At 41.4% G+C, this 12,405-nt stretch carries 12 protein-coding genes; 6 read left to right on the top strand and 6 right to left on the bottom strand.

All coding sequences use genetic code 11. From position 1 onward, the window contains the following. The first annotated feature begins 9 nt into the window (after nucleotides 1-9). The 3 genes from leuS (at nucleotide 10) to ACC612_RS04250 (ending at nucleotide 4,404) form a co-directional block, all read left to right on the top strand. On the top strand, nucleotides 10-2,898 hold the full coding sequence (gene leuS / locus ACC612_RS04260; protein ID WP_371853231.1) for a leucine--tRNA ligase: 2,889 nt from the start codon (nucleotides 10-12) through the stop codon (nucleotides 2,896-2,898). 173 nt (nucleotides 2,899-3,071) lie between these two features. After that, on the top strand, nucleotides 3,072-3,620 hold the full coding sequence (locus tag ACC612_RS04255) for a hypothetical protein (RefSeq protein ID WP_371853230.1): 549 nt from the start codon (nucleotides 3,072-3,074) through the stop codon (nucleotides 3,618-3,620). Nucleotides 3,621-3,633: 13 nt separating this feature from the next. Continuing rightward, nucleotides 3,634-4,404 (top strand): 23S rRNA (uridine(2552)-2'-O)-methyltransferase, encoded by a 771-nt coding sequence (locus ACC612_RS04250; protein WP_371853229.1) that lies wholly within the window; start codon nucleotides 3,634-3,636, stop codon nucleotides 4,402-4,404. Nucleotides 4,405-4,444: 40 nt separating this feature from the next. Here the strand turns inward: ACC612_RS04250 and ACC612_RS04245 are convergent, their stop codons facing one another. Beyond that, nucleotides 4,445-4,717, bottom strand: coding sequence for a DUF211 domain-containing protein (locus ACC612_RS04245; RefSeq protein WP_371853393.1), 273 nt, complete (start codon nucleotides 4,715-4,717; stop codon nucleotides 4,445-4,447). 162 nt (nucleotides 4,718-4,879) lie between these two features. Between ACC612_RS04245 and ACC612_RS04240 the strand changes: the two genes are divergently transcribed. The 3 genes from ACC612_RS04240 to ACC612_RS04230 all read left to right on the top strand — a co-directional run bounded on the left by ACC612_RS04240 (nucleotide 4,880) and on the right by ACC612_RS04230 (nucleotide 7,256). After that, nucleotides 4,880-5,530 carry a histidinol phosphate phosphatase domain-containing protein gene (locus tag ACC612_RS04240; RefSeq protein WP_371853228.1) on the top strand — a complete coding sequence of 217 codons (651 nt, stop codon included), beginning with the start codon at nucleotides 4,880-4,882 and terminating at the stop codon, nucleotides 5,528-5,530. Further along, nucleotides 5,527-6,165, top strand: coding sequence for a cyclase family protein (locus ACC612_RS04235; RefSeq protein ID WP_371853227.1), 639 nt, complete (start codon nucleotides 5,527-5,529; stop codon nucleotides 6,163-6,165). The genes ACC612_RS04240 and ACC612_RS04235 overlap by 4 nt, the downstream gene beginning before the upstream one ends. Nucleotides 6,166-6,377: 212 nt before the next feature. Beyond that, nucleotides 6,378-7,256, top strand: a complete 879-nt coding sequence (locus tag ACC612_RS04230) for an archaellin/type IV pilin N-terminal domain-containing protein (protein ID WP_371853226.1) — start codon at nucleotides 6,378-6,380, stop codon at nucleotides 7,254-7,256. 44 nt (nucleotides 7,257-7,300) lie between these two features. Here ACC612_RS04230 and ACC612_RS04225 read toward each other — a convergent pair whose 3' ends face one another. The 5 genes from ACC612_RS04225 to ACC612_RS04205 are packed head-to-tail and all read right to left on the bottom strand — an operon-like array spanning nucleotide 7,301 to nucleotide 12,216. After that, nucleotides 7,301-7,891 carry a hypothetical protein gene (locus tag ACC612_RS04225; protein WP_371853392.1) on the bottom strand — a complete coding sequence of 197 codons (591 nt, stop codon included), beginning with the start codon at nucleotides 7,889-7,891 and terminating at the stop codon, nucleotides 7,301-7,303. 15 nt (nucleotides 7,892-7,906) lie between these two features. Next, entirely contained in the window at nucleotides 7,907-8,455 is a 549-nt protein-coding gene (locus ACC612_RS04220) for an XTP/dITP diphosphatase (RefSeq protein ID WP_371853225.1), read from the bottom strand. After that, nucleotides 8,448-9,020 carry a Kae1-associated kinase Bud32 gene (locus ACC612_RS04215; protein ID WP_371853224.1) on the bottom strand — a complete coding sequence of 191 codons (573 nt, stop codon included), beginning with the start codon at nucleotides 9,018-9,020 and terminating at the stop codon, nucleotides 8,448-8,450. The genes ACC612_RS04220 and ACC612_RS04215 overlap by 8 nt, the downstream gene beginning before the upstream one ends. Next, nucleotides 9,021-10,037 (bottom strand): bifunctional N(6)-L-threonylcarbamoyladenine synthase/serine/threonine protein kinase, encoded by a 1,017-nt coding sequence (locus tag ACC612_RS04210; RefSeq protein ID WP_371853223.1) that lies wholly within the window; start codon nucleotides 10,035-10,037, stop codon nucleotides 9,021-9,023. A gap of 34 nt (nucleotides 10,038-10,071) precedes the next feature. Then, nucleotides 10,072-12,216, bottom strand: a complete 2,145-nt coding sequence (locus ACC612_RS04205; protein ID WP_371853222.1) for a PGF-pre-PGF domain-containing protein — start codon at nucleotides 12,214-12,216, stop codon at nucleotides 10,072-10,074. Nucleotides 12,217-12,405 lie beyond the last annotated feature (189 nt).

Genomic DNA, 12,405 nt, shown 5'->3' with positions numbered 1-12,405 from the left:
GGCGTAACCATGGAACAGGATTACATACCGCGTGAGATAGAAAAAAAATGGCAGAAGACATGGGATGATACAAAGGTCTTCCAGCCTGAGCCAGATGAGAGAGAAAAATATTTCATAACAATACCTTACCCCTATCTCAACGGTAATTTACACGCCGGACACACACGTACATTCACCATAGGAGACGTAATAGCACGTTATAAAAGAATGCAGGGATATAACGTGCTTTTTCCTATGGGTTTCCATGTCACAGGAACACCTATTGTAGGTCTTGCCGAATTGATAGCTAACCGTGACCCTCAGACCATGAAAGTATATACAGAACTGCATGGTATACCTATAGATATTCTGGAAACACTGGTCATCCCTGAAAAAATAGTAGAGTACTTCAGCATAGAAGCTGAAAAGGCTATGCGTTCTATTGGTTACTCTATTGACTGGAGACGCAAGTTCACTACTACAGATCCCACTTACAAAAAGTTTATAGAGTGGCAATTCAACTTGTTGTACGAGAAAGGCCTCATTGTCAGGGGATCACATCCTGTAAAATGGTGCCCAAATGACAATAATCCAGTTGAGGACCACGATATCCTGCATGGAGAAGAAGCAACAATTGTAGATTATACTCTTGTCAAGTTCCAGCATGATGGTGTGGTATTACCTTGCGCTACCCTGCGCCCTGAGACTATTTTCGGTGTTACTAACCTCTGGATCAATCCTAACATAGAACATGTGAAGATCAAAGTAGAAAAAGATGGGAAAACAGAATTCTGGGTAGTAAGCAAGGAGGCTTACAGAAAACTCACTTTCACAGACAGGAAAGTGGAATTTGTAGAGAAAGTGCCATCTACATCCCTAATAGGTATCAAGGTGAAAAATCCGCTTACTGGCAATGACGTTATTACATTGCCTGCCTCATTTGTAAGGGGAGAGAATGGTAGCGGAATTGTAATGAGTGTGCCTGCACATGCACCTTATGATTACCTTGCATTGAAGGACCTCTATGACAGAGACCTTTCAGAATATGGAATCAAGGAAGACCTGCGCAATATAAAATTAATTTCTCTGATAACAGCCAAGGAATTCGGAGAATATCCTGCTGTAGAAGCTGTGCAACAGCTTGGCGTGATGGATCAGAAAGATCCAAAAGCTGAAGAAGCCACCAAGATCGTATACAGAAGAGAATTCCATGGTGGGGTCCTCAAAGAGAATACTGGAAAATATGCTGGAATAGCAGTTTCCAAGATTAAGGATGTACTCACCCGGGATCTTATAAGCCAGGGTATAGGAGAAGTATTCTATGAGTTCAGCGAACCGGTCGTATGCCGCTGCGGAACTCCCTGTGTAGTAAACATGGTGGAAGGGCAGTGGTTCCTGAACTATTCTAACCCTGAGTGGAAGGATAAGGTATACAGATGCATTGAGAAGATGGAAATAATTCCTGAAGACTATAGAGTAGAGTTCAACAACAAGGTCGATTGGCTCAAGGACAAAGCCTGTGCAAGGAAAAAAGGTCTTGGTACGCATTTGCCCTTTGATGACCAATGGCTGATCGAGTCGCTTGGTGATTCTACCATCTATATGACATACTATATCACCAACAAGTTCTTTGCCCGTGGCATTGGACCAGAACACTTGACTGCCCAACTTTTCGATTATGTACTGCTTGGCAAGGGTACTGTGCAGCAAACAGCTGCTGATACTGGCCTTGATGAGCAACTCATAGCACAGATGAAAAAGGACATGGACTACTGGTATCCAGTGGACCTTAGATCTTCAGGTAAAGACCTCGTGCCCAATCACTTACTATTCTTCCTTTTCCACCACGTAGCCATATTTGATGAAGATAGATGGCCTCGGGCACTTGCAGTTAATGGTTTTGTGTCCCTGGAAGGACAAAAAATGAGCAAATCCAAAGGTCCGCTGCTGACTCTGATGACTGCAGTTGATGAATACGGTGCAGATATAGCCCGAATGTACATTCTCTCAAGTGCTGAACAGACACAGGATGCTGACTGGAGGAACAGTGGAGTCGAAGCTGCAAGGAAACAGGTGGAAAGGTTCTACTCCTTTGCCCGGGAAATAATTGAGTCCGGCGTCGTATGCGGCTTGTGCGGAGAGCTTAAGCTTATAGACAGATGGATGCTTAGCCGTCTGCAGCAGCGCATCAGAGAAACTAACAATGACATGTTATCCCTTAGAACACGCAGTGCTCTGCAGAACGCATTCTTCCTGCTGCTCAACGACATAAAATGGTATCAGAAAAGGGGCGGCAGTAACCTGCTCTATGACATGCTGGATACGTGGGTGCGCTTGATGGCACCTTTCATGCCGCATGTATGTGAGGAGATATGGCAGGCACTGGGACATGAAGGAAATGATTTTGTCTCCCTTGCTCCGTATCCGACTTTTGACGCTTCACTGCTTAATAGCAATGCAGAGCTTGCAGAGGAACTTGTAGACAACACGCTGGAAGACATAGAAGAAATACTAAAGGTCACGAAAATGACACCAAAGAAAGTGGTGTTGTACACATCTGCAACATGGAAGACAAAAACTTTCCAGATGGCTCTTAAGATGCAGGCCGAAGGTACGCTTAACCCTGGTGTTCTTATCAAGACCCTAATGGCAGAACCTGCAAACCGAGCATATGGAAAGGAAATACCAAAGTTCGTACAGAAGATCGTGCCTGATATTACCAGCATGAAAGACGAGCGTTTAGAGATGTTCGACGGCTATGTGCTGGATGAGCTGGCAATACTCAAAGAAAACCAGCAGTTCTTTGAGAAGGAATTTAACTGTGCAGTAGAAGTATATAGTGCAGATTCACCAGATTATGATCCAGAAAAGAAGTCCAGATTTGCTGCCCCAATGAGGCCGGCTATATATCTTGAATAAAATTAAGACTGCATTTGTGCAGTCCTCTTTTTATTTTCCTGCACATTCTTTTCTAGATTATAGTCATGCATAGAGAGGTTATCTTTTAAAGACATACAGAAGGTACAAGTTGTAGGTAACTTTATTACCCTCTTTCTTATTTATGGTATATCCTTTCTTTAAGGTATGGTCTTATGATATCCGCTGCTGAGCTTACAGGTATAACCTATGTTCTGGGTGCTATTACTTTTGAGGAAATATGTGCTGTGGACAAAGAGATATCGGAGTTAAGAGATTCCAATCACGAGGCCGATGCACTGTATGAGCTTTGCATGAAAGCTGCAAAAGAACATCTGATCGAATCTGTATCTGCAGAGGAAATATCAGGAACAAAAGACGATGAGAACATATATTTCATAACAGGACCAAATGCATTCCCACAGATTCCGGCTGAACTTAGTCAGGTCATTGATATTCTGAAACTATCTGTGAGAATAGTAGATATGGATATCATTGCAATGAAATTATTGCAAAACTTCGATAAAAGAATGCATGACCTTGAAATGGGGATAAGCTCAACCCGAAATGAAAGCAAGGAAATAAAAACACTGGAATCACACTATAGCGATCTGCTTAATCTTTATTATGACTACGATTCATGGTTACCAGGTAGATTTACAGCAGTAGCTGATCATCTGATGGAACTAAGTAAAAAGATAGAACATCTAAAACAATCAAATTAATACAGGCAGGATAATGGCAAGGGATAGAAGAGATACCTATTACTGGCGCGCAAAAGAAGAAGGCTACAGGTCAAGGGCTGCGTACAAGTTGTTGCAGATAAATGAGAAGTTCAATGTAATTAAAGAGGGAGACACCGTAGTTGACTTGGGAGCAGCACCCGGCGGATGGTCCGAAGTCGCAAAAAAACTCTCAGGCGGAAGGGTAATAGGAGTAGATCTGCAGCGAATCTCACCGATAGAAGGTGTAGAAACCATAAAAGGAGATATTACCTCCGATAACACCATAAAGAAAATATTTGATCTGGTGGGCGAAGGTGGAGTGGACGTTGTCATTTGTGATGCCGCTCCAAATCTTTCAGGCAACTGGAGCTATGATCATGCAAGGTCTATAGACCTTGCGAAATCTGCACTCGGATGCGCTATGAAAATTCTCAAGCCTGGTGGCCATTTTGTGGTCAAGGTCTTCCAGGGAGATATGTTTAAGACATTTCTTGAAGAAGCAAGGACCAGTTTTACTCACACAAGGTCTTTTTCCCCGGTAGCATCCCGGTCTCAGAGTGCAGAGATATATGTGATCGCCAGCAAATTCATTAAAGCGCCTGTAAAGAAAGGAGAAGAACTGGATGTGGAAATTACCAGTAAAGGATCAACAGGTGACGGAGTATTCAGGGTTCAGGACTTTGTAGTGTTTGTAAAAGGAACAAGTGAAGGAGACAAAGTTAGAGTGAAAATAAGGGATGTAAAACCTAATTTTGCTTTTGCTGATGTTATTGCAAGATACTGAACAATATAAAAAAAGTATACAAAAAAGAGAAGTAAGATGCTTATCTTTCCTGCAGCGTCTCTACTTCTTCTACAAGCTTGTGTCCTGCTACTATCTCATCGATACTATGGATCACAGCACCCAGATTATCTATAGACTGTTTTATTTCCTCATAGTCCAGGTCATCCCCTTCAATGGTAATTTTTATAGTCTCTGTCTGCTGATCAACTTCATACAAGCTGAGATTGACACCTGAAACACCTGACAGAACGCTTAATTTTTTAGAGAATTCAACAATCGAGGGGTGGTGTGGCTTTAAAACATCCAAAACCATTCTTCTAATACCGGGCAATTAATTCATCCTTCCTTTAATGACCTTGAAATTAAATATTTAGTAGTTCATTGTAGGTTAGTTATCAATCTGCATATCAGCATTGATGATATAAATGTTTATTTCAAATGCCATCCTATATATGTACAAGATAATGGTGACATAATGATAGACTTGCATACACATTCCATATTTAGCGACGGTGAATTGATACCAAGCGAACTGGTAAGAAGAGCCGTAATTCATGGATACAGAGCTATTGCGATAACTGATCATGCAGACTTTACCAACGTAGAGCACGTACTGAAGTGCCTGAAAAAGGCGAAGTATCTTGAAGAGGTAATGGATATCAAAGTGCTTGCAGGAGTAGAGATCACGCATGTCCCTCCTGCCAAAATTGGAAAAATGGCACGCCTTTCAAAAGAGCTGGGTGCAGAAATAGTAGTAGTACATGGAGAAACGATAGTAGAACCTGTTGCTCCGGGGACTAACAAAGCTTCTGTAGAACTTGCTGATGTTGATATTCTTGCACATCCTGGTTTTATAACTATTGAAGAAGCAGAAAAAGCAGCAGCGAACAATGTTCACCTTGAAATTACCTCCAGAAATGGACATAATCGTACCAATGGTCATGTAGCCAAAATAGCTTTTGAAGCTGGAGCAAAGTGTGTGGTGGATACCGATACACATAGTCCTGAAAATCTTATTACACGGGAAACTGCTCTAAAAATTGCCAGGGGTGCGGGGCTTACTCTGGAACAAGCAGAAAGAGTTCTTAACAATTCCCAGAAGATTGTAGATGAGAAGTACCAATGATACTCAAGGGTAAAAGAGTTATAGACATAACTTCACCCATAAAGCAAGGTATGCCAGTATATCCGGGAGACCCACAACCTTCAGTGAGAAAAGTCTGTTCGATAGAAAAAGATGGTTTCGGTCTTTCATTAATAAGTATGGGAAGCCATACTGGTACACATGTGGATGCACCTTCACATGTATTAGAAAATGGTATCACTGTAGATATGCTGCTTCCTGAAAGTTTTATTGGGCGTGCAATTTTGCTAGACTTAAGTTGCATCAACAGCCCCCTCCATGCTGAACACCTGGAAATGGTATGGAACAAAAAAAAATCCGGCCAAGTAACAGAAGTATTGCTATTAAAAACAGGTGCTATCAATTCACTTGAAGGAACAGAAAACTTTTGTCTGGAAGAAGATATAGCCTTTTGGATGCAGGATAAAGGCCTTAAAGTATTAGGAGTGGACGCTTTCTCTATAGAAAATAAGAAAGATCTACCACTGCACAGATCACTGCTTTCTCAAGGAGTCAACATTATTGAATGCCTTGATCTTGAACAAGTCAGAGAAGGATATTACATTTTTATTTGTCTTCCACTGAAAATCACAGGTTGTGACGGTGCACCAGCGCGTGCTATTCTTATTGAAGAATGAAAGTGTACATATTATTTTTAGATTAATTTATATTAATCGATTGATTTAAATATATACATGTTCTATTATACACTAATAACAGATAATACAGGCATTTATAATAGGATTAATATACTATAAGTGCTAATAAAAGATACGTCAATTATTTACCAACTTTTAGAATTTAGAACTTAATTGAGGGAAATCGCACGAAAGCAAATAGGAAGCATTCAATGCACAAAGATGAAAGTGCACAGATGGGTATTGGTACACTCATCATATTCATATCAATGGTTCTTGTAGCTGCAGTAGCTTCTGCGCTTCTCATTAAGACATCAGGCGTGTTGCAACAGAAAGCTTCGCAGACTGGTCAAGAAACTACAAAGGAAGTAGCATCTAATCTGCGTGTGGACCGAGTAGAAGGAGAACGTGCGACCTATGGGACCATCAATATTGATGATGGTACTCTTTCAAATACCAGTGTTGATATTCCAAGAGGAGGAGTGGTGGAATGGATCTCAACAAGTGGATCATTCACAGTAAATGTTGCAAACACTACTGTAGATGTTGAAGATGGTTCATATTATGAACATAGATTCCTGGAAGCAGGAACCTATACATTCACTGTATCAAATACTACAGCTGGATCCACCACCGGAACGATCACAGTAGATGATGAACTTGACTATGGAGAAATCACCAAGTTACATATCTCTGTTTCTTTGGGTCCAGGTAGTGAGGATGTAGATCTTTCACAACTGATTGTATACATGTCAGATGGTGCCCATGTTGCAAATTTGAGATATGACACTGCGGATACAGGATCAGAAATACACTTACCCACAGAAGAATATATTACAGTGAGCCCAATAAGAATAAGGGACCAATCAACATTCAAAGCAAACCAGCCAGTATTACGTACCGGAGATATAATGGAGATAGTAGTAGATATCCGGAAAGTATTTTCAGAAGAGGATACAACATATGATGGTCTGCCTACAAGAACAGAACTATCAATGCAAGTAAGGCCCGAAGCTGGTGCACTTGTAATATTTGATTTCAACACACCTGGCGCATACTTTGATAACAGGTACATCCTGTTGTATTACTAAATCTTTTCTTTATCTGAAGTCCCTGCCCTGCAAGGCATCCGGGACTATAAAGGAAAATGCGATAAAGTATAAGTGCCATTATTTCTTACGAGTTCAAAAATATAGGTCCCTGATACTGGCTTTTCAATGACAGCACCTTTATCCATATTATTGGATGTATTAAAAGAGTCATCCGGATACCAATTACCGCTATCAGATAGGACTCCCTGGCAGAAATTGATCATTTCACCTTCTATAAGCCATCTTTTCTTGACACCATTCTCATATCTGTAAATAATTGTATTGTCCTCTACGTTCCAGGCAGAGTTAGTTATATTGCCATCATTATCCGGATCAGGATCCACACCGAATCCAACATATGTAACCTCTCGCGGAAAATCAAGTTCTATAGAACATATACTACCCTCACCGCTGAAAGGCATGGAAAGATCTCGTGCTTTACCTCTTTGAAGAGAGAGCAGTTCAAGAGATGCCTCTGACAATTGTTTTTCAACATCATAGCCATGTTTTACTGGAAGTATGGCATTCCATGATATTGCTATCAAAGCAAGCACACAACCTGTGATGACCAGATACACAACCATTTTCAAAGGAATAGTGTCTATACCTTCGGTATCTGTGAAGAAGCTTCGCACCAAAAGATGTCACCTTCACTTAGGCAGCCACTCAAAGAACTTATCCAGTGCCCTACGCCTGTGAGAAAGCTTGTTCTTTTCTTCATCACCCATCTCTGCAAAAGTCCTGCCATTATATTCAAATATGGGATCGTAGCCGAATCCACCAGTACCCCTTTCTTCAAAAGAGATAGTGCCTTCAACTGTACCTGTGAATACAATGGCTTCTTTTCCAGGCTCACAGTACCCGATAACTGACTTAAAGACAGCTGTACGGTCTTCTTCATCTTCCATGAGCTTGAGCACTTTCTTGTTACCCATTTTATTCTCAACAAAGGCTGAGTAAGGACCTGGAAAACCATTAAGAGCATTAATGAAAAGACCAGAATCATCTACCATAACTGGTATCTGTAGTTTCTCAGCAGCCCACTTTGCCCCAAATGAAGCTATGGGTTCCAGATCATCTTCCTGCAATTCCGGATAGCCTCCTGTATTTTGAAGCAGTTCGATCTGTTTTGCTGCAAGTATGGATTTTGCCTCACTAAATTTTCCTTTGTTGCCGGTCACAAACACTATCTTACGCATAACGACCCCTCTTCTCGATCTCTTTCACACGTTCAATCACATCATCGGCAGATACAAAACTTTCCCTGTATCCAAGAGAAAAGCTTGCTATCAATTTCTCATGCTCACTGTGAGTGCTTTCAAATGTCTGGAAAAGTACATGCACATCCACACCCTGAGCTTCTAGACTGCTATCCATGTAAGCCAGTCCAAAATCTATCAGGTATATTATATCATTGGAGAATATCATGTTGGAAGTTGTCAGGTCACCATGTATGATACCAATAGAATGTAAGCGACCCACAAGATGGCCGACTTTTTTACTCATTTCTTCATCCATAACATGTTTCAGAGGCGAACCTTCAATATACTGCATCTCAATCCTGAAATCTTGTATATCGTATATTATAGGAGTAGGTACTCCGCCTCTGCGGGCTTCGGAAATGAGCCTCGCCTCTGCACGCGTCCTCTCTTTGCGTATACGCTCATCAATGTCCTGTAAGCGGTAATTTTTAGGAATGCGTTCTTTTATCACCCTACTTTCTTCAAGTATAACCACCGCTTCTGCTCCCCTGGCAAGGTACATTTATGCATCACCTTCCAGGTCCTTTGGATTGATCCACGTAACATTTACCGAGTCTGGTCTGAAATTTGGGTTCACATGAGAATTCTCAACAGATATAATGCTACCAGAATTAAGCATCAACAAACCAAGATAAGCGATCATGGCTCCATTGTCACCCATAAAACGTTTTTCCGGAACGTAGAAAGAAGCACCCCGTTCCTCACACATAATTTTAAGCATTTCCCTCAGGCGCATGTTAGCTCCTACGCCCCCTGCAAGCAGAACCTCTTTCTTGCCAGTATGGGCAAGCGCCCTTTCTGTCACTTCCACTACCATTGAAAAAGCTGTTTCCTGGAAAGAATAACATACATCTTCAAGGCTTTCTCGGGAAAGAGCATCTGTGGCAGCTGTCGAAAGTCCTGAAAAAGAAAGGTCCATGCCCTTCACTACGTATGGCATTGGAATGTAATTCTTTGCTTTCCTGGCAAGTTCTTCTATCTTCGGACCGCCAGGATGAGTAAGCCCTGCACTTCTGGCAAACTTATCTAATGCATTTCCCAAGCCAATATCCAGTGTCTCACCAAAAACACGGTACTTTCCCATTTTATACGCCAGTACCTGTGAATTGGCACCACTGACATACAAAGTCACAGGATCCCTGGCAGGAGTTTTCCAGCGACCGATCTCTATGTGTGCAAGACAATGGTTGACCCCCATAAGAGGTACATCCAGACTCAGAGAAAGGGCTCTTGCAGCAGTAGCTACTGTGCGCAGGCAGGCACCAAGCCCCGGACCCTGTGAAAAGGCTATACCATCGATCATAGAGCTGGATATGCCTTTCTTTTGTCCTTCTTCAAGCAGTTTCCCTATTACATGTGAAGCAAATTTAGCATGGTGCTGTGCAGCTTCCCTGGGGTGGATACCTCCGATTGGCGGCACATACGTATGAGTTACCTCAGCAATAACATCCTTCTCATTGACTAGAGCTGCGCTGAGATTCCATGCAGTGCCCTCTATTCCAAGAACTGTTCCTTTCATTGTTATCTGGTAAAGGATGGAATGCAGATTAACCTTACTCTTTCTTCAGGTACTCATATCCAACTGCAAGGACTCCTGCCAGTATAAAAGCAATGATTATTGTCCATATCCCTGACTTTTTCGGCTGTATTTTCTCCAGGCCGACATCTGCTACACTTGTAGTCAGCACTTCAACATCATTATTTGGAATAGATGGAAGCGGACGCTCAGCGGTAATTGCAAATGGAGAGAATCCAGGAGTATCTGCTTCGAATACTGAATAGCCAGTGGTGTTACTATCTATGGTAGTAGGCAGCACTTGCCATGCCGTGCCATTATATCTCTGCAATTTTACATCTGCGGGGCTTACCTCCATCTCCTTTATCCATGAATTGTTTACCTGGAACTTAATCCGGGGATCTTGGATATTATCTGAGGTCGCAAAACCAGCCTTGCCCACCCATATATTCACATATTTGTATACAACCCCTTCAGGAGTGGTGTTTACAAGCTTTGACCTGTTGTTTAAAACTTCTATAGTCGAGGTGATCTCACCTGAATTCTTCAGGGAATAGAAACTAACTGATAGGATATCATTACCTTCCCTTGAGAACTCATAGCTAACATTGGAATTTATTCTGAGATATTTGCTATTCACATCTTTCATTACTACATTTGTAAAATCTTCTACACTTGTAGCACCACCTCCTCCGCCACCACTGCTACTACTCTTCTTGCTGCTACTGCTGCCTCCGCTACTTCCTCCACTGCTGCTTGAAGAGGATGTTGTGAGGCTGATGCTTACCGCTTCCCCCTCCAATCCGTTTTCATTGTATGGGATCAAAGTATAATTGTAAGTTGTAGAGCTATTCAAATCGCGATGTATGTATGTTGATTCCGTTACATTATCGAGGAAAATTCCATTCTGGCTTATTTGTACCGTTGCAGTATCTTCGGAAACATCCCATTCAAGTGTTATCGAATTGGCCTTAATGTTCTTTCCTACTACATTTGAAATTACAGGTAGTTTCAATGTTGTAGCTGAATCTGTTGCCTGTGTAGTATTGATGTTCCCCGAAGTATCTACCGTTTCAAGACTTATGGTATACTTTATTCCGTTTCGGAGGCCTGTTGCGTTGTAATAGTTGTTGGCAGTAGTTGTAACGAATGTCCCATCAATATAGATTCTCACACTACTGAAATCTGCATCTGTGGGTTTAGTCCAGGTCCAGTATATCCAGCTTGCACCAACATTAGTTTCATGAAGGTTAGTTACATATCCGGGAGGTGTTCTGTCTGTGACTTTAGTTGTTGCTTTATCACTTACAGTTGCAGGATTAATGTTCCCGGAAGTATCTACTGTTTTGACAGTAATCGTGTGAGTTGTACCTTCAAGCAGCCCAACTGCATTATAAAATGCATCAGATGTAGTTGTAACAAATATACCATCAAAGTATACCATAACGTGTGCAAAATCAGCATCTTTTGGGTTTACCCAAGTCCACCTGATCCAATCCAAACCTACACTGCTTTCTTTAAGACCTGTTACAGGTGATGGAGGTATTGTATCCACTGGGATTTTAGTTGTTGCAGAATCACTTACCAGTGAAGGATTAATGTTCCCTGTGGTGTCTACTGTTTCTATACTGATAGTATGGGAGGTTCCAGGAGCAAGTCCTGTAGCGTTATAAAAAGCATTAGATGTGGTTCTAATAAATACACCATCAATGTACACCATAACATGACTGAAATCTGCATCATCTGGATTAGTCCAAGTCCATCTGATCCAGCTTGTGCCTGAACTGCTTTCCCTGAGGTATTTGACAGTTGATGGAGGAGTGTGATCTACAGCTTTAATTTTTGCTGCATCAAGTATTGTTTCAGCTGCTTTAAGGTCTTTAACCGCTTGGTTGACTTGGTCCTGAGTTACATTTTCATCATCAGCAAACACCTGTGCAGTGTCTATTGCCGCATCAAAAGCATCTATAGCTGATTGCGGATATTGACCTGGCTCAGTTCCTGCAACTGCACTTTGTGATTTTGCAGATGCTGAAGTGATAGCTGATAGCAATTCACTTTTATCAACAGTCACATTATCCGCTAATCCTGGCTCAGCGTTCATCACAACTAAAAGTAATATAATTCCAGAGTAAACTAACCACAGTACTGAATATATTAATCCACTTAACTTGGTTCTCATTGCCCGCCACTCCATAAGTTAGAGAGGACTTTTACCTAAGATCAACCTACAACCCCCTGTTGATCTATATGGCTGATTATATAAACCACAAATAAGTGTGAGAAATTACTTTTTAACTGTACCTTATATTAAGTTGAATCAAACAGATATTTATACCTATAGGTTTAACATTCTGTGGAAATTCCCCGT

Source organism: Methanomethylovorans sp., from assembly GCF_041447285.1.
Taxonomy (GTDB): domain Archaea; phylum Halobacteriota; class Methanosarcinia; order Methanosarcinales; family Methanosarcinaceae; genus Methanomethylovorans.
Note: the sequence above shows the minus strand (reverse complement) of the source record. Positions and strands in the feature narration are given on the sequence as shown.